Raw genomic sequence first — 22,175 nt, forward strand, 5'->3', positions numbered from 1 at the left:
CGAGCCGCCTGGCCTCGATCGAAAAAACCCGCTGGCCTGGCGCCATGCGGGTTTTTTATCGTCTGGCCGGAAGCCGATGGCTAACCGGCTTTCGAAGCGTCGTCGCGGGGCGGTCCCAGCTTGGGCAGGATGAAATCCATGAAAGCGCGGGTCTTGGCCGGCTGGATGCTGGACGGATACACCACATAGATGGAGATCGGGTCGACCGACCATTCGGGCAGCACGCGCCTGAGCGAATTGCGCTTGATGATGGGCTCCAGCGCCTGGCAGTGCGGCATGCGCGTGATCGCCAGGTCCAGGCCCGCCAGCGTGCCGGCGATGCTCATGTTGTTGGCCGCCAGGTGCCCCCGCACCGGCACGCGCACCGTCACCGCGCCCTGGCGCAGCGTCCAGTACGAATGCGCGTCGTCGATGGTGGTGCGCAGGCATTGATGCTGCGTCAGGTCGCCCGGCGTCTTGGGCTCGCCGTAGCGCTCCAGATAGCGGTCGGACGCATACAGGTGGTTGTCCAGCGAGACCAGTTCCTTCGCCACCGAGCCGTTCTGCGCCGCGTTGCTGCCGGAGTCCATGATGGACAGCGGGTGCAGGTCGTTGCTGAAGCGCAGCACCACGTCGAACGGCGTGCCCTGGGCGTCCGACGCGGTCAGCATGCTCAGGTCGAATTCGCACTCCACGTCGGGATAGCGCTGCATGAAATCGTTGATGGTTTCCGGCAGCAGCCAGATCGCCAGGCTGTAGGGCATGGACACGCGCAGCGTGCCGGACGGCCCGCCCGACAGCATCTGCAGCTGCTCGTGGGCCAGCCGGGCCTCGTCGATCAGGCCCTGGCAGCGGCTCATGTAGGCCGCGCCCGCCTCGGTCAGGTCCAGCCGCCGCGTGTTGCGGTTGATCAGGCGCAGCCCGATGGCCCGTTCCAGTTCATTGATGCGACGCGACAAGGTCGAGGTCGGCATGTTCAGCGCGCGCGCCGCCATGCTGAAGCTCTTGCGCTTGGCAACCTCCACGAACAAGGCGATGTCATTGAGCTGGACAGTCGAAGCTTCCATAGGCATTCCGAATTGGGCCGCCCGAGTTTACGCCACTCGCGCGCGCCGTCCCAAGCCTTGCGCGCCCGCGGCGGCGGCAAGTCCGGCCGGTTTTGTCAGATTTGATTGCAAATTCGAAAGACGCGGCCTCTGTACGCCCAGGCATATCCCCTAAACTTCAGGCGAATACATATAAATACCAAGACCGCAGCGGTTGATCGAAATCGCAAAGGGGCACAGTGGGCATGAATGACACGCCAACATTTTTTACCGTTCTAACGCCCACCTACAACAGGGCGGGAACGCTGCACCGGGTCTATGAATCCCTTTCCCGGCAGACTTTCCGGGGTTTCGAATGGGTGGTGGTGGACGACGGCTCCACCGACAATACCCACGAATCGATTCTGGACTGGCAGGCGCGCGCAGATTTCCCGATCCGTTATTTCTGGCAGAACAACCAGCACAAGAAAACCGCCTTCAACCGCGGCGTGCGCGAAGCGCGCGGCCAGCTCATCGTCGCCCTGGACAGCGACGACGAAATGCCGCCCGACGCCCTGGCCATCTTCAAAGCGGCCTGGGAAAGCATCCCGCCGGCGCGGCGCGACTCCTACGTGGCCGTCACCGGCCTGTGCGCGCGCCCCGACGGCAGCGTCGTGGGCGACCGTTATCCGCAGGACGTTTTCGACAGCACCGCGGTCGACGTCTATTTCCGCTACCGCATCAAGGGCGAAAAATTCGGCTGCATGCGCACCGACATCCTCAGGGCCTATCCCTTCCCCGAGGACGTGGCCGGCTTCGTGCCGGAAAGCCTGGTGTGGTGGGCCATCGCGCGCGCCGGCTACCTGAGCCGCTTCATCAACCGCGTCGTGCGCACCTACCACGACACGCCCGGCGGCCTGAGCCAGGCCGCGGTATCGGCCGCCAACAACGCCCAGGGCCTGTACCTGCTGGCCTGGGACATGCTGCAGCATCACCTGGAATTCTTCCGCTACCGCCCGCGCGAATTCATCATGGCGGCGGCGCGCTACACGCGATTTCGCCTGCACCTGAAGCATTCCGGCGTGCCCACCGCGGTCCAGGCCTACCGGCTCACCAACCCCGTCGCCCGCTTCATGGTGGCGGCGATGTGGCCGCTGGGCTATGCGCTATACCGCCGGGATCGCCGCAGGGGGGTGGCGTAGGTGGCGTACGCAATAGAGCGGCGATCACACATCAAGTCGCCCCATGCCCCAGCCCCAGATAAACCTCCACCACCCGCGGGTCCTGCGCCACCTGCGCGGCCGGCCCGGCCAGCGTGACCGCGCCGGTCTCCAGCACATAGGCATAATCCGCCACTTTCAGCGCGGCCCGGGCGTTCTGTTCGATGAGCAGGATGGACACGCCCATCTCGCGCAGCCGCGCGACGATGCGGAACACTTCCTGCACGATGCGCGGCGCCAGTCCCAGGCTGGGTTCGTCCAGCATCAGCAGCCGCGGCTTGGCCATCAGCGCGCGGCCCACCGCCAGCATCTGGCGTTCGCCGCCCGACAGCGTGCCGGCCAGCTGCGCGCGGCGCTCCTGCAGCCGCGGAAACAGGTCGTAGACTTCGCCCAGGGTCTGGTCGCGGTCGCGCAGTCCGCTGCGCCAGCGGTGGAACGCGCCCAGCATCAGGTTGTCCTCCACGGTCATCTCGGCGAACAGTTCGCGCTTTTCCGGCACCAGGTTCATGCCGGCGGCCACCATCTCCTCGATCTCGGCATGCCGCTGCGGCTTGCCGCCGAAGACGATCTCCCCGGCCGAGGGCAGCACGCCCATGATGGCCGACAGCAGCGTGGTCTTGCCCGCGCCATTGGGGCCGATCACGGTGACGATCTGGCCTTCGCCCACCTCCAGGCTCACGCCCGAGACGGCCTCGACCTTGTCGTAGGCCACGCGCAGCTCGCGCACTTCCAGCAGTTTCGCGCTCATCTATTCCACTCCGCCCAGATAGGCTTCCAGCACCGCGGGGTTGTGCTGCACTTCGGCCGGCAGGCCCTCGGCGATCTTTTCGCCGAAGTCCATGACGACCACGCGGTCCACCAGGCCCATCACGAAGTCCATGTCGTGCTCGACCAGCAGAATGGCCATGCCTTCGGCGCGCAGCTTCTTCAGCAGTTCCGCGAGCTCGCATTTCTCCTGGTAGCGCAGCCCGGCCGCGGGTTCGTCCAGCAGCAGGATGCACGGATCGGACGCCAGCGCCCGCGCGATTTCCAGGATGCGCTGCTGGCCCAGGGCCAGCGAGCCGGCTTCGTCGTGCAGGTGGCGGCCCAGGCCGACGCGTTCGATCTGCCGCGCGGCCTCGGCCAGCAGGCGCGCCTCTTCGGCGCGGTCCAGCCGCCAGGCCGCCGGCAGCACGCCGCGGTGGCCGCGCAGGTGGGCGCCGATGGCGACGTTCTCCAGCACGCTCATGCGGCCCAGCAGGCGCACGTGCTGGAAGGTGCGCGACAGGCCCAGCCGCGCGATCCGGCGCGCGCCGGCGCCGGCCACGGCATGGCCCAGCAGCGTGACCTGGCCGGAGGTCGGCGTGTCCACGCCGGAGATCTGGTTGAACATGGTGCTTTTGCCGGCGCCGTTGGGCCCGATCAGGGCCAGGATCTCGCCGGCGCGGACTTCCAGGTTCATGGCGTTGTTGGCCACCAGGCCCCCGAACTTGCGCGTCACGTCCACGGCCTTGAGCACCACTTCGCCGCGGGGCGGCATGGGCTTGCGCGGCAGCGGCTCGGCGTTCATGTCCAGTTCGCGGACCTTTTTCTTCAGCGGCACGCAGCGCACCAGCACCGGCCACAGGCCGCTGCGCGCGCGGTGCAGCAGCAGCACCATGCCGAAGCCGAAGACGATCACCTCGAAGTTGCCGGTCTGACCCAGCAGTCGGGGCATCCAGTCCTGCAGCCACTGCTTGAGCACCGTGAACACGCCCGCGCCGACCAGCGCGCCCCACACCTGTCCGGCGCCGCCGATGACGGTCATGAACAGGTATTCGATGCCCATCTGCAGGCCGAAGGGATTGGGATTGACGAAGCGCTGCATGTGCGCGTAGAGCCAGCCCGAGGCGCAGGCCTGCAGCGCGGCGATGATGAAGATCACCATGCGCGAGCGCGCCGTGTCCACGCCCATGGATTCCGCCATTACGCGCCCGCCCTTGAGCGCGCGGATGGCGCGGCCCTCGCGCGAATCCAGCAGGTTCTGCGTGGACCAGACCGCCACCAGCAGGAAGGCCCAGATCAGGTAATAGATGTTGTCGCCCTGGTTCAGCGTCCAGCCGAACAGCTCGATGGCGGGAATGTCGGGAATGCCGGTGTGGCCGCCCAGGCCTTCGACCGAGCCGAACACGAAGTACAGCGACAGGCCCCAGGCGATGGTGCCCAGCGGCAGGAAGTGGCCGGACAGCTTGAGCGTGATGGCGCCCAGCAGATAGGCCACCGCCAGCGTCAGCGCCAGCCCGGCCAGCAGGGTCAGCCAGGGCGAGGCGCCCAGCCATGCCAGCCAGGCGGGCAGGGCCTCGGCGCGCGTGGTCAGCAGCGCCGTGGTGTAGGCGCCCACGCCCACGAAGGCGGCCTGGCCGAAGCTGGTCAGCCCGCCGACGCCGGTCAGCAGCACCAGGCCCAGCGCCACCAGCGCGTACAGGCCGATGTAGTTCAGCAGCGTCACGTAGAAAGGCGGCAGGGCCAGCGGCGCCAACGCCAGCAGCGCCAGGAATGCGTAGAGGATGTGGCGCGGATTCATTCGTCTTCTTCCTCGACGTGATGGCTTTTCAGCGAGCGCCAGAGCAGCACGGGGATGATCAGCGTGAACACGATGATTTCTTTGTAGGCGCTGGCCCAGAACGAGGAGAAGGCCTCGATCAGCCCGACCAGCACCGCGCCGGCGGCCGCCAGCGGATAGCTCACCAGGCCGCCGATGATGGCGCCCACGAAGCCCTTGAGGCTCACCATGAAGCCGGAATCGAAGTACATGGTGGTGATGGGGGCGATGAGAATGCCCGACACCGTGCCGATCAGCGCGGCCAGGAAAAACGTGGCCTTGCCGGCGAAGATCGGCGAGATGCCCATGAGCCGCGCGCCCAGGCGGTTGAAGGCGGCCGCGCGCAGCGCCTTGCCGTACATGGAGCGTTCGAAGAACTGGTAGAGCACCACGATGAGCAGCGCCGACACCGCCAGCACCCACAGCGCCTGGCTGTTGACGTTGAGCGGCCCCAGCGTCAGGCTGGCGTCGCTGAACGGCGCGGTGCGCGCGCCCTCGGCGCCGAAGGCCAGCAGCCCCAGCCCGACCAGCGCCAGGTGCACCGCGATGGACACGATCAGCAGCACCAGCGTCGAGGCCGACGCGATCGGCTGGTAGAACAGGCGATACAGCTGCGGCCCCATCGGCACCACCAGCAGCAGCGTCAGCAGCGCCTGCGCGGCCATCGGCAGCTGCGCCAGCGGCAGCTTGTAGAACAGCGCGGCCAGCGCCAGCGGATAGGCCAGCTTGGCCGCCATGCGCCACGCGCCGCGGCCGCGGCCCGGCCGCTTGCGCCGCGCCAGCAGGTCGGCGCCGACCTCGGCCAGCGCGAAGGCGAACAGCAGCCAGACCAGCAGCACCGGCTTGCCGGCCTGCAGCGCGGCCATGGTCAGCGCGCCGAAGGCCACGAACTCTCCCTGCGGGATGAACAGCACGCGGGTAACGGTAAACACCAGCAGGATGGACAAGGCCAGCAGCGCATAGATCGCGCCGTTGGTGATGCCATCCTGCCCGAGTATCAGGGCAATCTGAGCATTCATGCAGAATTCCGACTAGTACAGCGCCGCACAGGCGCCAGCGGGATGCCGCGGAGCCGGCTTTGCCGGTCCGCAGGCATGCCCCCCTGGGGGGGAAGCGCGCAGCGCTTCGGGGGGGGGGGACCGACTACTACTTCACCAGAGTCCAGCCCCCGTCCTTCACCGTAATCAGCTCGCGCCCGCGCTCGTCGAACCCGCTATGGTCGGCGGCCGTCATGTTGTAGACGCCCTGGGTGCCGACCAGCTCCTTGGTCTGTTCCAGCGCGTCGCGCAGCGCGCTGCGGAACTCCTTGGTGCCCGGCTTGCCGGCTTTTTCGGCCAGCGGCACGGCCTGCTGCAGCAGCAGGCCGGCGTCGAATACGTTGGCGCCGAAGGTGGCCGGACGCGAGCCGTTGAGCTTTTCGTAGGCCGCGATGTAGTCGGAAGCGACCTTCTTGGAGGGGTTGCTGTCCGGCATTTCCGGCAGCACCAGCATCAGGCTGGCGGCCAGCACCGTGCCCTCGACCTTCTTGCCGCCCAGCTTGAGGAAGTCGGGCAGGGCCGCGCCGTGGGTCTGGTAGAACTTGCCCTTGTAGCCCTGGTCGTACAGCGTGGTCTGCGGCAGCACGCTGGCCGCGCCGGGGGCGGCCACCAGCACCGCGTCGGGCTTGGCGGCCAGGATCTTCAGGGCCTGGCCGGTGACCGAGCTGTCGAAGCGCAGATAGCGTTCGTTGGCGGTGATCTTCAGGCCCTTCTCGGCGGCCATGCCGGAGAAGACCTTGTACCAGTTCTCGCCATACGGATCGTTCAGGCCGATGAAGCCGACCGTCTTGATGCCGGACTTGACCATGTGGTCCACCAGCGCGCGCGCGATGATGTCGTCGTTCTGGGTGGTCTTGAAGACCCACTTCTTCTGTTCGTTCATGGGCAGCACCACGGCGGCCGTGCCCACCGGCGCCAGCATCGGCACGCCGGCCTCGGCGGCGAACTGGATCACGCCCATGGCGTTGGGCGAACCCGACGGGCCGATCAGCGCGTCCACGTTCTGCTCCGAGATCAGCTTCTTGAAGGCCGTGACCGAGTTGGTGGAATCGCTGGCGTCGTCCAGCGAAATGTATTCCACCGTCAGGCCGCCGATCTGCTTGGGCAGCAGCGGCACGGTGTTCTTCTGCGGGATGCCGACCAGCGCGGTGGGGCCGGTGGACGAGGTGACGACGCCGACCTTCATCTGCGCCAGGGCGGGCAGTGCGAACAGCGCGGCGACCGCAGCGGCGGCGGCCAGGGGGATTTTCTTCGACAGCATGGCAAGACCTCCGGATAGGGAGCAGGGTGGGAGTGCGGCTGGAAAACGGAGAAAACGGGAACTGCGAAAAATGCTTGTTACTTAAAATTTCTGTTGCGCAGGCTCTGCACTGTAGACCCGGGCGTCGCGCTTACCTATCGGTCAAAACCCGAAGCGCGGCGCCGGCGCGGTTCAGATGGTGATGGAGCTGACGCTCGCGCCGCCGCACACGAACAGGGTCTGGCCGGTGACGAAGCTGTTGGCCGGATCGGCGAAGAACATCACGGCGCGCGCCACGTCGTCGGCGCGGCCCAGGCGCTTGACCGGAATGCCGGCGGCCAGCTGCTTTTCGCGCTCGCTGCCGGGGTCGATCACTTCATAGAACATGTCCGTCTGGATCGGGCCGGGCGCCACCACGTTGACCGTGATGCCGTGGGGCGCCAGCTCCAGCGACCAGGTGCGCGCCATGCCCACCATGCCGGCCTTGGTGGCCGAATACGCGGTGCGCGTGGGCAAGCCCAGCGCGCCGCGCGAGGACATCAGCACGATGCGGCCGAACCTGCGCTCCTGCATGCCGGGCAGGGCCGACTGCACCAGGCTGATGGCCGCGCCCAGGTGGATCTGGGTCAGGCCGTGCAGTTCTTCCTGGGTGACCTGCGGCAGCAGGTTGGGCCAGATCACGCCGGCGTTGTGGATCACGTGGCTGATCGGAAACCGGGCCGCGGCCTCGGCCCCGGCCTGCGCGGTGGCCTCGGCGTCCAGCAGGTCGACCTGGATGTTGTGCAGGCGCGGATGGCTGAAGTCGGCGGCGCGGCGCGCCATGGAGACGACCTCGTAGCCGGCCTCCAGCATGCTGCGGCAGATTTCGGCGCCGATGCCGGCGCTGCCGCCGGTCACCAGCGCGACGTGGTTTTGCGTCATGGTTTCCCCCTTTTCTTGTCGTCGTTCAGGCCTTGGGCGCCAGCGCCAGCACGCGCAAGGGGCTGCCCGAGCCGCTGCGGATCTTGAGCGGCGCCGAGAAGATCACCGCGCCGGTGGGGGGCAGCTGGTCCAGATTGGTCAGGCACTGCAGGCCGTAGCGGTTATTGCCGTGCATGTAGTAATGGCAGGGATAGGGCGGGTCCAGGTGCTGGGCCTGGCCGGCGTCGGTGCCCACCGATTCGGTGCCGAAGCCGTGCACGTCGCGCTCCTTGATGAGCCAGGGCACGACCTCGGCGTCCGGGCCGGGCGAGTGCGCGCCGTCGTCCTGCATGTTGAGGTATTCGGCCGGCTTGGCGCGCTTGGACCAGTCGGTGCGCATCAGCACCCAGGAGCGCGCGGGTATGCGGCCGTGGCGCTCCTCCCACCGCTGCACGAAGTCGACGGTCAGCAGGAAGTCCGGATTGTCGCGGGCCTCGGCCGAGCAGTCGATGACGCAGGCGTTGGCGATGAAGGCCTCGATCGGGATGGTGTCGACGGTATTGTCGGGCTGGTCCTTGCCGGTGATCCAGTGCACCGGCGCGTCGAAGTGCGTGCCGGTGTGCTCCGAGCAAGAGAAGTTATTCCAGTACCAGCCCGGGCCGCGCTCGTCATAGCGCGAGATCTCTTCGATGCGGAAGGGCCAGGCCTGGCCGAATTCCGGCGGCAGCACGATGGTGGGAAATTCCGGCGTCAGCGTCTCGGTCAGGTCCACCACGCGGATGCGGCCCGAAACCAGTTCGGCCATGAATTGGGCGAGTATGGGTTGGCTCACTGTTTGCTCCTGTCGTTCGTATCGTCGGGGCGGCGGCCTCAGGCCCCCAGTTCCCGCTCCAGTCCCTTGGGGTTCTGCGCCAGGCGCGCGCGAAACTCCTGCGCCACGTCGCCGACGTAGACGTCCTCGGTGCCTTCCTTCAGGGCGCGCACGATGGCGGCGGCCAGCGCGGCCGGCGCCACGCGCGGCGGCGGCGTGCGCTGCTCCCATTCGTGGTCCACCGGCCCGGGGAACACGTTCACCACCCGCACGCCCGCGCCGCGCATTTCGGCGCGCAGGCACTGCGCCAGCGACAGCGCGGCCGCCTTGGACGCCGACCACATGCCGCGCGAGGGCAGGTTCATGTGGGCATAGATCGACAGCACATTGACCCAGGCCGCGGCGTTGTTCACGCCGTCGGCCGCGCGGCCGCACAGCGCCGGGCCGAAGCCCTGGGCCAGGCGCATCAGTCCCAGCACGTTCACGTCCATGGCGTCGCGCGCGGTGTTCACGTCCTTGCGCCCGAGCAGGCCGCCTTCGCGTTCCAGGTCGGCGGTGTTCACCAGGATCTCCACCTTGCCGCCGATCGACGCGGCCACGCGCTCGACCGAGTCGGTATCGGTCACGTTCAGGTCCACCGCCTGCACCCGCGGGTCGGACGCCAGCGCGTCGAACGCGGCGTCGCGGCGCCAGGGCTGCGGATCGCCCAGGAACACCATGGGGCTGCCGGCATCGAGCAGGGCGCGCGCCACGGCCTGGCCCACCGCCGACTTGCCGTCGGTGACGAGCGCGCGGCGGAACTTCGGATCGCACGAGGTCTCGCGCAGGGTCTTGTCGTCTTCCATGTTGGGCGTGTTCCTTTCGGGCAGGGCGATCATCACGGCCTGGCCGCTGCGGTCGAGCTTGAGCGCCAGCCGCACGCGGTCGCCGTCGGCGCAATCCTGGTGCACGTGGGCCACCACCGAGGGGCCGGCGGCCATGCGCACCGTGCCCACGCGCCAGGGCAGGCGCTCGCGGAAATACAGGTCGTTGCTGTGGTGCAGGACGGTGCTCGCCAGCAGCACGCCGGCGGGATCGACCGCAAGCCACGGCAGGCGTTCGGACAGGCAATGGCCGCAGACCTCGCGCGGCGGGTACTGCACCGTCCCGCAGTCGGCGCAGGTCTGCAGTTCGAAGCGGCCTTCGGCGGCGGCCGCGGTCAGCCCGAGCGCGGCGCGGCTGCGCGAGCCGGGCGGCAGCGTCGGCTGGCGCGTGCGCGCGACGGGATTCTTGCGGGGCGGCCTGGCCAGCGGTTCCGTCATGCCTCGCTCCTTGCCAGGATGGCCGCGGCGGTGCACAGCCCGCGGTCGTAATTGATCATGCCGAAGCCGCTGACCATGCCCAGGCGCGCGTCGGCCACCTGCGTGCCGCCGGCCGTGCCGGTCAGCTGGCGCAGGGCCTCGACCAGCCCCAGGTAGCCGCCGGCCGCGCCGGCCTGGCCCACCGACAGCTGCCCGCCGTTGGTATTGAAGGGAAAGCTGCCGTCCACGGTGAAGCTGTGGCGGCGCACGAAGTCCGGCGCCGCGCCTTTTTCGCAGAAGCCCAGGTCTTCGATCTGCATCATGTTGATGACCGGGTAGTCGTCGTAGGCCTGCAGGAAATCCATGTCGGCCGGCGCGACGCCGGCCTGTCCGTACAGTTCGTCCACGTCCATGGTCCAGCCGCCGCGCGTCTGGATGGGATCTTCGATCCAGGCGTTGTGGCGCTCGATGGTGGAGAGGATGCGCACATGCGGCAGGCCCAGCGCGCGCGCCCGGTCCTCGCTCATGACCAGGAAGGCGTCGGCGCCGGCGCAGGGCATGACGCAGTCGAACAGGTGGATGGGGTCGGTGATGACGCGCGCGTCCAGGTACTGGGCCAGCGTCAGCGGCTTTTTCATCAGCGCGTGCGGAAAGCGCAGCGCGTTGTCGCGCTGCGCCACGCACAGCTTGCCGAAATCGGCGCGCGTGGCGCCGGTGGCGCGCATGTAGTTGGCCGTCAGCAGCGCGAAGCTGGCGTTGGGGCCGCCCGCGCCGTACGGATACACCGCGTCCTGCGCGAAGCGCGAGAACTGGCTGACCGTGTTGCGAAACGAGTCCACGTGGTTGGTGTCGCCCGCCAGGCAGGCCACGATGCCGGCGTCGCCGGCCTGCACGGCGCGGGCGGCGCGGCGCAGGGCCGCCACGCCGCTGGCCCCGCCCATGGGGATGTGGTCCAGCCAGCGCGGGCTCATGCCCAGATGCTGCACCAGGCCGACCGCGGTGTCGGGCGCCAGCGTGAAGCTGGACACGCAAAGCCCGTCCACCTCGGCCTTGGCGATGCCGGCCTGGCGGATCAGCGCGCCCAGCGCGCGTCCCAGCCACCAGTGGGCGGCATGGGTGGAATAGCGCTCGTACGGGATGGTGACGGGCAGGGCCGCCACCACGCCGTCATACCCCAGGCGCGCGCTCATCGAAGCGGCTCCTGCGGCTGCGCGGCGGGCCGCTTCTTCATCGAGCAGGTATCCACGCAGCGGGCCGTGCCGGGCAGGGTGGGCGCCAGCGCCTTCATCTCGCCGCGCTGGATCTTGTTGGTGGTGGTGAGCGGCAGGGCGTCCACGAAGGCCACATAGCCCGGCGCCTTGTAGTACGCCAGCTGTTCCAGGCTCCATTGCACGATGCTGCGCGCGGCCTCGGCCAGCTCGGCGTCGGAGGCGGGCTGGGTCTCGGGCACCACGCAGGCCAGCACCTCGTCGCCGCGCACGGTGTCGGGCACGGCGGCCACCGCCACCGCCTTGACCAGCGGATGCTGCATCAGCACGCTTTCGACTTCCACGGCCGAGATGTTCTCGCCGCTTCTGCGGATCACGTTCTTCTTGCGGTCCACGAAGCGCAGCGCGCCGTCGGCCTCGCGGCGCACGATGTCGCCGGTATGGAACCAGCCGCCTTCCCAGGCCTGGGCCGTGGCGGCCTCGTCCTTCAGGTAGCCGGCGAAAAAGCCGTAGCGCGGGTCGTCGCCGGCATGGCGCACCAGCAGCTCGCCGGGCTCGCCGATGGCGGCCTCGGCGCCGGCGTCGTCGACGATGCGCACCTGCACGTCGTCTTCCTCGCGGCCGAAGCAGCTGCTGCCGATGTGACGCGGCTCGCGGTTGGCGATGATGACGGCGCCCGCGCCGGTCTCGGTCATGGCCCAGGCCTCCAGCAGCGGAAAGCCGAAGCGCGCCTCGAAAGGCTGGTGCAGCTTGCGGTCCACGCCGGCGCCGAAGCCGAAGCGGATGGCGGGCTGCAGATCGCGCGGCGACGCCTCGGCCTTCATCAGGATGGCGGGCATGACGCCCAGGTAGTGCAGCACCGTGGCGCGCGATTCGCGCACGCTGTCCCACCAGGTGCTGGGATGGAAGCGGTCCAGCGGGATCAGGCAGCCGCCGGTCAGCAGCATGGCCATGGCCGAATACGCCATCGCGTTCATGTGCACCAGCGGCAGCGGCGTCAGCATGCGTTCCTCGCCGGGCCGCAGGGCGGCCAGGCCGCCGATGCGCGCATACCAGCCGCCGGCATGCAGGAAGTAGCGGTTGGGCAGGATGCAGCCCTTGGGGCGGCCGGTGGTGCCGGACGTGTAGAGCAGGGCGCATTCGGTCAGGACATCCGGCTCGCTGCCTGCCAGCGGCGCGCCAAAGGGCGCGGGCGGGGGCGCGTCGTCCGGGCCCATCACGCGCAGCTCGCGGCCAGCGCGCCGGGCGGCCGCGATCAGGTCGTCGTGGCGTTCGGGCAGGGCCACCGCCAGCGCGATCTCGGAGTGCCCCGTCAGGTATTCGAGTTCCGCGGCGCGCAGGTCCGGGTTGATCGGCACCACCGACACGCCCAGCGCGTTCAGCGCGAACCAGTGCAGGAAGAACGCGGGGCGGTTCTCCAGCAGCAGCCCGGCGCGGTGGCCGTGGCCGTAGCCGGCGCGGGCGTAGGCCGCGCGCAGCGTCTCGACGGCGCTGGCGGCCTGGGCGTAGCTCAGCTCGCCGGCGCCGACGCCATAGGCCTGCGCCGTCTCCGGCAGTATGCACAGAAAGGGCCGGGCGCCGTGGCGCGCGGCGGTGTCGAGCAGTGCCTGATGGACCGTGGTGTTCACGAGCCGCTCCTACATGAACAGTTGGATATTGCCGAAGGCCGCGTCGCAGTTGACGAGGTCCACGCGCTTGAGCTGGATGCGCAGGCCGCCGTCCTGCTCCACCAGGTGGTGGGTGGCCCAGCCGGCGTACAGCGTCTGCGTGTCGAGCCGGGTCTCCACGTAATGAAAGGCGGTGCGCACCACGTGGCGGCCTTCGGCCGGCGCGGCTTCGGGGTGGCCGTGCTCGACGGTGGGCGCCTGCAGCAGGTGGTGGCAGCGGCTCCTGGGCTGCTGCGAGTAGGTGCGCTGGCCGGCCAGCCGTTGCACGCGCACGCGCAAGAGCAGCTTGTCTTCGTACATCAGCGAGGCGTGCAGCCTGGGGTCGGTCTGGCCGTGGGCCAGCGGCATCCAGTAGCGGCCGTCCTCGGTGTACAGGTCCAGCCATTGCTCGAAGCGCTGCTCGTCCAGCATGCGCGCCTCGGCGTAGACGAAATCGATCAGTTCACGGTCGCTCGCGCTCATACCGGCTCCGTTGCGGTCATGTAGCGGCCCCATGCGCGGTACTGGTTGCGCATCTGCCATTCGTTGGTGCCGTTGGTGGTGACGTTCTTGCGGCCGGCCTCGTCGGGCGAGTAGAGCCGGCCGACGTTCACCCATTCGCGCGCGCGCGAATGCAGGCCGTCCTGCGCGCGCTCGTACATTTCCAGGTCGTCATGGCCGACCACCGAGGTCGGCGCGTTGATCAGCCGGTTGTACATGAGGGTGCGCTCCAGCAGCAGGTCGGGCGCGCCCACCAGGCGGAAGGTCCAGGACTCCACCAGCGTCCGGTCGGCCGCGATCGGCTTGAACACGCGCAGCGTCTGGATCGGGCCCTTGACCATGATGTTGGGGAAGTACACGGTGTTGTGGCGCACGTCGCCCAGGATCTGGCCGGCGCGTTCCTCGCCGTAGGCCGCCACCATGGCGTCCCAGTAGCCCGGGATGCCGGAATAGGAAGCGTGGATGGAGTCGGCCACGCCGGTGTGGCCGTGGCCGTTTTCCCATACGCGTATGCCCATGTTCTCGAAGAACTCGTAGGGCGAGATGAACGGCGCGAACAGTTCCACGGCCATGGGCTTGGGCGTGCCGGCGGGCGCCTGCTCCCAGACCTTGACCGCGGTGCCCGCCGACGATTCGTGCGCCACCATCGGGTGGCAGGTGTCGGTCTGGTTGTCGACCAGCATCTTCCAGTTGCAGCGGTGCATGTAGCGCATCACGCCGCCGGCGACTTCCAGCCGGCCTTCGGGCGAGCGGTCGACCATGTTGTCCAGGGTCGACAGCGAATCGCCGAAGAATTCCTCGAACGACTGGCCCTGCGGATTGAGGCGGCAGAACACGAAGCCGCGGTGGTTGCGCACGTCCTGCACGGCGGCCATGCCCTTGCTGGCCTCGCAGTGCTCCAGGCCGGTGTTTTCGTAGCCTTTCTTGAGCGGGATGGACAGCAGGCTGCCGTCGGTCTTGAAGGTCCAGGCGTGATAGGGGCAGCGGAAGAACTTGCCGGTGTTGCCGCAGGCGTCGCCGGCGACCATCGTGCCCTTGTGCGGGCAGCGGTTGTGCAGCACGCGCACGCTGCGGTCGCTGTGGCGCACCATCACCACCGGCTGGTCGCCCACCGTGGTGGTGATGTAGTCGCCCGGGTTCGGCACCTGGCTGTCGTGGCCCACGTAGACCCAGGTGTTGGCGTACAGGCGCTCCATTTCCAGCTCGAACAGTTCCTGGTCGACGAACAGGTCCTTGTGCACTTCGGTCTCGCGCAGCAGGGCGCGGATGGCGTCGGGGTTGTCGCGGTATTTGCTCATGATGGCGCTTCCTTGCGTCGTGCCTACAGATCCAGCACCAGGCGCGCGGATTTCGCGCGCGAGATGCAGATCTGGATGATCTTGCCGCTGGCCTTCTCGGTGTCCGAGAGGTAGTAGTCGCGGTGGTCGGGCTCGCCCTCCAGCACCGTGGCCTGGCAGACCCCGCATTCGCCGCGCTTGCAGTCGTACATCGGATCGCAGCCGGCTTCCTCCATGACCTCGATGATGGTCTTGTCCGCGGGGATGGTCAGCACCTGGCCGGACTGGCGCAGCTCGACCTCGAAAGCCTGGTCGCCGGCCTGCGGCGCGGCCGTGGTGAACAGTTCGAAATGGATGTGGGCGTCGGGCCAGTGGCGGGCGCGGGCTTCGTGGATGACGGCGTCGATCAGGCCCTTGGGGCCGCACACGTACAGGTGCTGGCGCGGCGAGGCCGAATCCAGCAGCGCGCGCAGGTCGAAGCAGCAGTCGGGCTCGTCGTCGGCGTGCAGGCTCAGGTCGGCGCCGGCCAGCGCCTGCAGCTCGGGCAGGAAGGCCAGCTGGCCGCGGCTGCGGCCGCAATAGTCTAGATGGAAGGCGCGGCCGGCGGACTTGAGCGCGGCGGCCATGGAGGCGATGGGCGTGATGCCGATGCCGCCCGCGATCAGCAGCACGGGTTCGTCGCCGGCGGGCGCTTCGTGCAGCGGAAAATCGTTGCGCGGGCCTTCGGCCGTGACCAGGTCGCCCTCGGACAGCGCGTGCATGTAGCGCGAACCGCCCTGGCTGGCTTCTTCGAGGCGCACGCCCAAGCGGTATTCGAGGGGCTGGGCGTAGCGGCCGGCGTCGGGCGCGAGCTGCACCAGCGAGTAGCAGCGCGGCTCGCGCTGGCCCGGCACCGACACCTTCAGATGCGCGCCCGGCCCGAAGGCGGGAAGGGGGCCGCCGTCTTCGCGGGCCAGCCGGAAAGAGCGGATCAAGGGCGATTCCTGGCGGACTTCGCGAACGATGAGTTTCAATGTTTGCACGGCGTCTGTCTCTCTCTTTGTGCGGATTCGCCGGGGCCGCCGCGCTGGCGGCGGTCCGTCGCTCAGGCCGCCAGCTTTTCGGCCAGCTGGCGCTCCATGGGCTCGCATTTTTCGTGGGCCAGGGCGGTGTCGCGCAGTTCGCGCAGCGTCGCCGCGGCGTTGGGCTGGCCGGCCAGCCGTTCGGCGGCGGCGATGAGCTGGCGGTACTTGCCGCCGCCGCGTACGTGGGTGTCGCTATAGCCCTTGACCAGGCGGCGGCAGTTGACGGTTTCGACGGCCAGCGCGTAGTCGCGCGGCGCCAGCCTGGCGATCAGGTCCAGCCATTGCCGCAGGCCCGCGGCCTCGGTCTGGTGGCGCAGCGTGCCGCGGCGGAACCGCCGCATGCCAGCCAGCGCGTACAGCATCAGAAAGCCGCCCAGCGTGCTGCTCTGCATGCGGCGCCCGCGGCCCAGACGGCGCGCGACGAAACCGCCGAAGGCCTTGGAGCCCTCCAGCCAGCGGCCCAGCCCGGCCGGCAGCGTGCCGCAGATTTCCTCCAGCCGCGGGTGCATGAATTCGGTGGTGTAGACCAGCTGGTCCGGGCGCGCGCCCACTTCCTGGCGCACGCGCTCGAAGCGCGTGCCGCGGGTTTTCAGGTCGGCGACGCGGATCACGTCGTCGTAGGCCATGGCCGTGGCCACGTAGCGCGCCGCTGCGCAGGTCAGCGCCCACTGGCGCGCGTCGCCGCCGTGCGCGGCGTCCAGGTCGCGGATGGCTTTCATGTGGCGCAGATAGTCGCCGGCGTAGGCCAGGTCCTGGAACTCGATCTGGCGGCGCACGCCGGCCACCAGCATGGGCTGCGCACAGGCGGGGAAATCGCGCTTGATGGCGTCCAGCAGGGCCTGAGCGCGCGGGCTGGCGGCGGTCTCGGGCAGCGCCGGCAGCGGCCGTTCCAGGTCGATGGCGGCGGGCTGCGCGGGGGCCTGGTCGGCTGCTTCGAAACCCAGCGCGAAGGCGCGCAGGCTGGCCTCCACGCCCAGGCCGGCGCGCCGCACCGTGGCCTCGAAATCGTCGCGCGCGAACGGCAGCGCGCCGCTGCCCGCCACCGCGCCGAACAGGCTGGCGCTGATGACGCTGCCGGCCCGGTCGGCCAGGTCCTGCAGGTCGAAGCAGAGAAAGCGACGGGCCGCCGCGCGGCCGGCTTCCAGCACTTTGTTGGGATCGGCGATGCCGTTGCCGGGCGCGGATTTTTCGCTGACGGCGTAGCTGCGGTGCGACGAGGCCAGCAGCACCGTGCGCTCGGGCGTGACCAGGCCGCGCTGGATCGCGCGCCCGCCTTCCATCAGCTCGGCCGCCACCACCAGGTCCACGTCGCCGGGCGTGGGCATCAGCGCCAGCGCCGGCTGCCTGCCGGCGCGCCGCACTTCGGCCTCGGGCATCAGCTCCACGTAATAGATGGTGGCGCCGGTGCGCTGGGCCACGCCGGGCACCGAAGTGGTCTGGGCCCACCAGCCGGCGTGCTCGGCCATGTCGACGATCCAGTCGGCCAGCACGCCGCCGCCCTGGCCGCCCATGGCCAGGATGGCGATCTTGATCGGATTGGCTTGCTGCATAGCGGCCGCGTTCATGGAGCAGGGTTCCTCAAAGGGCGTCGTGGGTCAGGCGCGCGGCGCGGCGCCGTTGCAGAAAGCCGATCACGGCGCCGCGCATGCGCGCCATGAAGCGGTCCCGGCCGGTCGGGTTGTGGACGATGTCGGCGCGGTAGAACGACGGGCACAGCACCGCGGCATGGGCCACTTCGCCGCAGTTGCCGCAGCCCACGCAGCTGCTTTCGACGTGCGCGACCGGATCTTCCTTGAGCGGATCGCCGCTGTCCTTGACCGTCAGCGACGGACAGCCCGACAGGCGGATACAGGCGTGGTCGCCGGTACAGACGTCGGGGTCCACGCCGAAGCGTTCCTTGACCGCGCGCTTGCCCGCCTTCACCGCCTGGTTGAACAGCGGCTTGACGCGGCGCTGCTTGTTCAGCATGCATTCGGACTGCGCGATGATGACCTTGGGGCCCTTGACGTCGGTGGTCAGCGCCTCTTCGAGGGTGGCGCGCACCTTGGCCACGTCGTAGGTGCGGTCCAGCGTGCGCACCCATTTCACGCCGACGCCGCGCACGGCCTCGTCGATGGGGTTGTTGGTCGAGCGGTCCGGGTTGTCGGCGCGCGAGGACAGGATGTCCTGGCCGCCGGTGGCCGAGGAGTAGTAGTTGTCGACGATGACGATCACGCCGTCGTACTTGTTGAACACCGCGTTGCCGATGCCCGAGGCCAGCCCGTTGTGCCAGAAGCCGCCGTCGCCCATGATGGAAATGGGCCGCTTGGCCGCCGGCACGTTGAACGCCGCCGCGCTGGAGGCGCCCAGGCCGTAGCCCATGGTGGTGGCGCCCAGGTTGAAGGGCGGCAGGATGGAGAACAGGTGGCAGCCGATGTCGCACGAAATGTGGTGCTGGCCCAGCTTCTCCTGCGCCAGGGTCAGCGCCGAGAAGATCGGCCGCTCCGGACAGCCGGTACAGAAGCCCGCCGGCCGCGGCGGCACCACCGCCGCCAGGCCTTCGACGTGCTTGTGGAAGGTGATGGGCTGCTCGGCCGGCTGGGCCGGCCTGGGCCGCGCCAGTTCGGTGATTTCGAGCTGGCGTTCGGCGGCCTGGGCGTCGGCCGCCACGGCAGGGTGCGTCTGCAGCGATTGCGGGCGGTTGCGCTTGAGGAATTCGCGCAGACCGTCGCGCATGACCTGGGTGGTGTACTCGCCGGCCATGGGCAGCACGTCCTTGCCGGACAGCCGCGTCTGGACGCCGGCGCGGCGCAGCACCGCGTGCAGGTTCTGCTCGATATAGTCGGGCTGGCCTTCTTCCAGCAGCAGCACGGCGCGCTTGCCCCGGCAGAACTCGACGACCTCGTCCTCGATCACGGGATAGGTCACGTTCATGACGTACAGCGGAATGCGGCTGTTTCCGAAGTGGTCGGCCAGGCCCAGCAGCTGCAGCGCGCGGATGACGCCGTTGTAGAGGCCGCCCTGCAGGATCAGGCCCACGTCGTCCTGCTCGCCGTCGAAGAACTCGTTGAGCCTGTGTTCCTTGATGTAGCGGATGGCGGCGGGCCAGCGCTCCTTGATCTTTTCCTGCTCGTGCAGGAACGAGGCCGGCGGCAGCACGATGCGGCTGGTGTCGCGCTCGGGGCTTTCCAGCGCCTGGGCCAGCGAAAACGCAGGACGCTTGTTTTCCTTGGCGATGAAGCGGCCATGCACGTGGCAGCCGCGGATGCGCAGCTGCAGCATCACCGGCGTCTTGCTGGCCTCGGACAATTCGAACCCGTCCTCGACCGCCTTGACCATGCTTTCCAGGTTGGGACGCGGGTCCAGCAGCCAGATCTGGGACTTCATGGCGAACGCGTGCGAGCGTTCCTGCATGATGGACGAGCCTTCGCCGTAGTCCTCGCCCACGATCACCAGCGCGCCGCCGGTGACGCCGCCCGAGGCCAGGTTGGCCAGCGCGTCGGAGGCGACGTTGGTGCCCACGGTGGATTTCCAGGTGACCGCGCCGCGGATCGGATACATGACCGAGGCCGCCAGCGTGGCGGCCGCGGTGGCTTCCGAGGCGCTGGCCTCGAAGTGCACGCCGAGTTCCTGCAGGATGTCGTTGGCGTCGGCCAGCACGTCCATCAGGTGCGAGATCGGCGAACCCTGGTAGCCGGCGACGTAGCCCACGCCGGATTGCAGCAGGGCCTTGGTGACCGCAAGAATCCCCTCGCCGCGGAACTCTTCGCCCGCGCCGATTCGCAGTTGCTGGACTTCTTTCTTGAAAGACCTTTCTGCCATCAGGAACTCCTTGCGGGCCCGGTCGTCGGGTCCTCAGCCGTTGCTGCTGCGCAGCATCGCCACGTCATGGAAAATTCATCTAAAAAATACTTTAGGAGTCAACGTTTTAGCTGTCAACAAAAAAGATGAAATTTCATGGAAAGAAAAAAATATCGCAATAAAACAAGGATGTATATACTCGTTGATCACTAGTTTGGGGCACGCCGCGCGCCCCGCCAGAGTGCAAAAACGGGTTGCGATTCCGGGTATACCCTGTGTTGCGCAACAGCATGCGCCCGGGCGCGGGCATCGGAGCAGAACAGCATGGAATTGCAGAAGCAGCGGGACACTTCCACGGCGGCGCGCGGCGCTCCCCGTTTCGTCGACGGCTACCTCGCCTATCTGCTGGCGCAGGCCAGCCAGCGCATTTCGGCGGAGTTCCACCTGCAGGTCAGGGCGGCCGGCCTGTCGGTGACCCAGTGGCGGGTGCTGGCCAGCCTGCAGGGCAGCGAGGGCGAAACCATAGGCTCGCTGGCGGTGCTGGCCATCACCAAACAGCCCACGCTGAGCAAGGTGGTGCAGCGCATGGAGGCCGAAGGCCTGGTGGCGCGCAACGGCGTGCGGGCGGACCGGCGCCAGACGCGCGTGCGCATCACGGCCAAGGGATCGAACCTGATCGCCTCGCTGTGCGAGCAGGCCTTGCAGCACCAGAAGGCGGTGCTGGCGCCCTTCGGCGAGGAAAAGGCCGCGCAGCTGATCGAGATGCTGGAGGTGCTGATGACCGAGCACGTGCCGCTGGAACTGCCGATCGCGGAAGAGGAATAGGGCGGCGCGAAACCGAACAGCGTTCGTCCGATTTTTTTGTTACAAGCATATGCGTCCCTAATAGTTTTCTCTCTGAGAAAACCTGTTCCGGTACGCATAAACCCTGAATTGACGGGGGTTCCGCGGGTAGGCAATATCGCGCCGGTATTCAGACTACTGTCAGGAGTTGATCCTATGCGCCGCACTTTGATTGCTATCGCGATCGCCGCAGCCGCCGTGGCCGCGCCCTCGATCGGGCAGGCCAAAACCTTCCGCTGGGCCGCCCAGGGCGACATCCTCACCTTCGACCCGCACTCGCAGAACGAAGGCATGACGATCGCCGCCAACAGCTATATCTACGAACCGCTGGTGGACTACGACAAGTCCTTCAAGCTGACCCCGCGCCTGGCCACCGAATGGCAGCAGGTCTCGCCCACGCTGTACCGCTTCAAGCTGCGCCCGAACGTGAAGTTCCACGACGGCGCCGCCTTCACCGCCGACGACGTGGTGTTCTCGATCCACCGCGCGATGGCCCCGACCTCGAACTACAAGGCCTACACCACCGGCATCAAGGAAGCGCGCAAGGTCGACGACCTGACGGTCGAGGTGGAGACCTCGGCGCCCAATCCCGTGCTGCTGCGCCAGCTGACCAATGTGTTCATCATGAACAAGGCCTGGGCCGAGAAGCACAACATCGCCAAGCCGCAGGACTTCGTCAACAAGGAAGAAACCTACGGCGCGCGCAATACCAACGGCACCGGCCCCTACAAGCTGAAGTCGCGTGAAGTGGACGTGCGCACCGTGTTCGAGGAGAACAAGGACTGGTGGAACAAGGCCGGCAAGGTCGGCAACGTGACCGAAGTCGTGTTCACGCCGATCAAGCAGAACGCCACCCGCACCGCGGCGCTGCTGTCGGGCGAGATCGACTTCGTGCTGGACCCGGCGGCCCAGGACCTGGACCGCCTGCGCCAGTCGGCCAAGGTGGTCGAGGGCAACGAATACCGCACCATCTACCTGGGCCTGGACCAGAAGCGTCCCGAGCTGCAGTACTCCACCATCAAGGGCAAGAACCCGTTCCAGGACGTGCGCGTGCGCGAGGCGCTGTACCGCGCCATCGACGTGGACGCGATCAAGCGCGCCGTGATGCGCGGCCTGTCCGCGCCCACCGGCACCATGATCGCGCCGCAGGTGCACGGCTGGGCCGAGTCGCTGCACAAGCGCGTGCCCTACGACGCCGACAAGGCGCGCGCGCTGCTCAAGGAAGCCGGCTACGACGGCACGCTCAACTTCACGCTGGACTGCCCCAACAACCGCTACATCAACGACGAGGCCATCTGCCAGGCCGTCATCGGCATGTGGGCCAAGGTGGGCGTGAAGGCCACCATGAACGCCATGCCGCGCGCCACCTACTTCCCCAAGGTGCAGTCGTACGACACCAGCGCCTACCTGTTCGGCTGGGGCGTGCCCACCTTCGACGCCATGTACACGCTGCAGAACCTGATCCGCACCAAGGGCGAAGGCGCGGACGGCATGTACAACCTGGGCAACTACAGCAACAAGGAACTGGACGCCATCATCGACCGGATCAAGACCGAGACCGATCCGGCCAAGCGCGACGCCGACATCATCAAGGTGCTGGAAGGGCACGCCAAGGACTTCGGCCACATCCCGCTGCACGACCAGGTCATTCCCTGGGCCATGCGCAAGAACGTGACGGTGGTGCACCGCGCCGACAACCGTCTGGTCGCCGACTGGGTCAAGGTCGACTGATCCCGTCCAGGGTTGAAAGACCCTAATCCAGGGCGGGGCCCTTCCGGGGCTCCGCCAATTCGCCTTTTCTCCT

The 22,175-nt window shown here is 68.2% G+C and carries 18 protein-coding genes; 3 read left to right on the forward strand and 15 right to left on the reverse strand.

Going from position 1 to position 22,175, the window contains the following annotated elements; all coding sequences use genetic code 11:
* Positions 1-80 precede the first annotated feature (80 nt).
* Positions 81-1,046 carry a LysR family transcriptional regulator gene (locus A6B37_RS16855; protein ID WP_102775532.1) on the reverse strand — a complete coding sequence of 322 codons (966 nt, stop codon included), beginning with the start codon at positions 1,044-1,046 and terminating at the stop codon, positions 81-83.
* Positions 1,047-1,270: 224 nt separating this feature from the next.
* Here A6B37_RS16855 and A6B37_RS16860 point away from each other — a divergent pair, with 224 nt between their 5' ends.
* The gene (locus A6B37_RS16860) at positions 1,271-2,206 is read left to right on the forward strand and encodes a glycosyltransferase family A protein (RefSeq protein WP_102775533.1); all 936 of its coding nucleotides are present in this window, start codon (positions 1,271-1,273) and stop codon (positions 2,204-2,206) included.
* Between the two features lie 31 nt (positions 2,207-2,237).
* On the opposite strand, the gene A6B37_RS16865 is transcribed toward A6B37_RS16860, so the two are convergent.
* From A6B37_RS16865 to A6B37_RS16930, 14 genes are all read right to left on the reverse strand, one after another.
* Entirely contained in the window at positions 2,238-2,972 is a 735-nt protein-coding gene (locus A6B37_RS16865; RefSeq protein ID WP_111826428.1) for an ABC transporter ATP-binding protein, read from the reverse strand.
* Positions 2,973-4,766, reverse strand: coding sequence for a branched-chain amino acid ABC transporter ATP-binding protein/permease (locus A6B37_RS16870; protein WP_111826429.1), 1,794 nt, complete (start codon positions 4,764-4,766; stop codon positions 2,973-2,975).
* Positions 4,763-5,803, reverse strand: coding sequence for a branched-chain amino acid ABC transporter permease (locus tag A6B37_RS16875; RefSeq protein ID WP_111826430.1), 1,041 nt, complete (start codon positions 5,801-5,803; stop codon positions 4,763-4,765). The genes A6B37_RS16870 and A6B37_RS16875 overlap by 4 nt, the downstream gene beginning before the upstream one ends.
* Before the next feature lie 127 nt (positions 5,804-5,930).
* Positions 5,931-7,082, reverse strand: a complete 1,152-nt coding sequence (locus A6B37_RS16880) for an ABC transporter substrate-binding protein (protein ID WP_111826431.1) — start codon at positions 7,080-7,082, stop codon at positions 5,931-5,933.
* Between the two features lie 171 nt (positions 7,083-7,253).
* Entirely contained in the window at positions 7,254-7,982 is a 729-nt protein-coding gene (locus A6B37_RS16885; protein ID WP_111826432.1) for an SDR family oxidoreductase, read from the reverse strand.
* A gap of 25 nt (positions 7,983-8,007) precedes the next feature.
* Positions 8,008-8,793: a cyclase family protein gene (locus tag A6B37_RS16890; protein ID WP_102775539.1), complete on the reverse strand. Its 786-nt coding sequence runs from the start codon at positions 8,791-8,793 to the stop codon at positions 8,008-8,010.
* Between the two features lie 38 nt (positions 8,794-8,831).
* Positions 8,832-10,073, reverse strand: coding sequence for an SDR family NAD(P)-dependent oxidoreductase (locus tag A6B37_RS26310; protein ID WP_111826433.1), 1,242 nt, complete (start codon positions 10,071-10,073; stop codon positions 8,832-8,834).
* Complete coding sequence (locus A6B37_RS16900; protein WP_102775541.1) at positions 10,070-11,242, reverse strand: thiolase family protein; 1,173 nt, start codon at positions 11,240-11,242, stop codon at positions 10,070-10,072. The genes A6B37_RS26310 and A6B37_RS16900 overlap by 4 nt, the downstream gene beginning before the upstream one ends.
* Complete coding sequence (locus A6B37_RS16905; protein WP_111826434.1) at positions 11,239-12,888, reverse strand: AMP-binding protein; 1,650 nt, start codon at positions 12,886-12,888, stop codon at positions 11,239-11,241. Before A6B37_RS16905 ends, A6B37_RS16900 begins: the two co-directional genes overlap by 4 nt.
* 9 nt (positions 12,889-12,897) lie before the next feature.
* Positions 12,898-13,389: an aromatic-ring-hydroxylating dioxygenase subunit beta gene (locus A6B37_RS16910; protein WP_111826435.1), complete on the reverse strand. Its 492-nt coding sequence runs from the start codon at positions 13,387-13,389 to the stop codon at positions 12,898-12,900.
* On the reverse strand, positions 13,386-14,705 hold the full coding sequence (locus A6B37_RS16915) for an aromatic ring-hydroxylating dioxygenase subunit alpha (protein ID WP_111826436.1): 1,320 nt from the start codon (positions 14,703-14,705) through the stop codon (positions 13,386-13,388). Before A6B37_RS16915 ends, A6B37_RS16910 begins: the two co-directional genes overlap by 4 nt.
* Positions 14,706-14,728: 23 nt before the next feature.
* Complete coding sequence (locus A6B37_RS16920; RefSeq protein ID WP_111826437.1) at positions 14,729-15,706, reverse strand: PDR/VanB family oxidoreductase; 978 nt, start codon at positions 15,704-15,706, stop codon at positions 14,729-14,731.
* Positions 15,707-15,768: 62 nt separating this feature from the next.
* On the reverse strand, positions 15,769-17,313 hold the full coding sequence (locus A6B37_RS16925; protein ID WP_111826438.1) for an indolepyruvate oxidoreductase subunit beta family protein: 1,545 nt from the start codon (positions 17,311-17,313) through the stop codon (positions 15,769-15,771).
* A gap of 13 nt (positions 17,314-17,326) precedes the next feature.
* Positions 17,327-19,549, reverse strand: a complete 2,223-nt coding sequence (locus A6B37_RS16930) for an indolepyruvate ferredoxin oxidoreductase subunit alpha (protein WP_111826439.1) — start codon at positions 19,547-19,549, stop codon at positions 17,327-17,329.
* Positions 19,550-19,852: 303 nt separating this feature from the next.
* Between A6B37_RS16930 and A6B37_RS16935 the strand changes: the two genes are divergently transcribed.
* On the forward strand, positions 19,853-20,353 hold the full coding sequence (locus tag A6B37_RS16935) for a MarR family winged helix-turn-helix transcriptional regulator (protein WP_111826440.1): 501 nt from the start codon (positions 19,853-19,855) through the stop codon (positions 20,351-20,353).
* A 174-nt stretch (positions 20,354-20,527) separates the two neighbouring features.
* Positions 20,528-22,102 carry an ABC transporter substrate-binding protein gene (locus A6B37_RS16940; RefSeq protein WP_111826441.1) on the forward strand — a complete coding sequence of 525 codons (1,575 nt, stop codon included), beginning with the start codon at positions 20,528-20,530 and terminating at the stop codon, positions 22,100-22,102.
* Positions 22,103-22,175: the final 73 nt, after the last annotated feature.

Source organism: Achromobacter sp. HZ01 (genome assembly GCF_003267925.1).
GTDB lineage: Bacteria > Pseudomonadota > Gammaproteobacteria > Burkholderiales > Burkholderiaceae_B > Achromobacter > Achromobacter pulmonis_A.

Bases quoted from the DNA above. Each gene is read 5' to 3' on its own strand.
- A6B37_RS16855 (WP_102775532.1), bottom strand. From the start codon at position 1,046: ATGGAAGCTTCGACTGTCCAGCTCAATGACATCGCCTTGTTCGTGGAG.
- A6B37_RS16860 (WP_102775533.1), top strand. From the start codon at position 1,271: ATGAATGACACGCCAACATTTTTTACCGTTCTAACGCCCACCTACAAC.
- A6B37_RS16865 (WP_111826428.1), bottom strand. From the start codon at position 2,972: ATGAGCGCGAAACTGCTGGAAGTGCGCGAGCTGCGCGTGGCCTACGAC.
- A6B37_RS16870 (WP_111826429.1), bottom strand. From the start codon at position 4,766: ATGAATCCGCGCCACATCCTCTACGCATTCCTGGCGCTGCTGGCGTTG.
- A6B37_RS16875 (WP_111826430.1), bottom strand. From the start codon at position 5,803: ATGAATGCTCAGATTGCCCTGATACTCGGGCAGGATGGCATCACCAAC.
- A6B37_RS16880 (WP_111826431.1), bottom strand. From the start codon at position 7,082: ATGCTGTCGAAGAAAATCCCCCTGGCCGCCGCCGCTGCGGTCGCCGCG.
- A6B37_RS16885 (WP_111826432.1), bottom strand. From the start codon at position 7,982: ATGACGCAAAACCACGTCGCGCTGGTGACCGGCGGCAGCGCCGGCATC.
- A6B37_RS26310 (WP_111826433.1), bottom strand. From the start codon at position 10,073: ATGACGGAACCGCTGGCCAGGCCGCCCCGCAAGAATCCCGTCGCGCGC.
- A6B37_RS16900 (WP_102775541.1), bottom strand. From the start codon at position 11,242: ATGAGCGCGCGCCTGGGGTATGACGGCGTGGTGGCGGCCCTGCCCGTC.
- A6B37_RS16910 (WP_111826435.1), bottom strand. From the start codon at position 13,389: ATGAGCGCGAGCGACCGTGAACTGATCGATTTCGTCTACGCCGAGGCG.
- A6B37_RS16915 (WP_111826436.1), bottom strand. From the start codon at position 14,705: ATGAGCAAATACCGCGACAACCCCGACGCCATCCGCGCCCTGCTGCGC.
- A6B37_RS16925 (WP_111826438.1), bottom strand. From the start codon at position 17,313: ATGAACGCGGCCGCTATGCAGCAAGCCAATCCGATCAAGATCGCCATC.
- A6B37_RS16930 (WP_111826439.1), bottom strand. From the start codon at position 19,549: ATGGCAGAAAGGTCTTTCAAGAAAGAAGTCCAGCAACTGCGAATCGGC.
- A6B37_RS16935 (WP_111826440.1), top strand. From the start codon at position 19,853: ATGGAATTGCAGAAGCAGCGGGACACTTCCACGGCGGCGCGCGGCGCT.
- A6B37_RS16940 (WP_111826441.1), top strand. From the start codon at position 20,528: ATGCGCCGCACTTTGATTGCTATCGCGATCGCCGCAGCCGCCGTGGCC.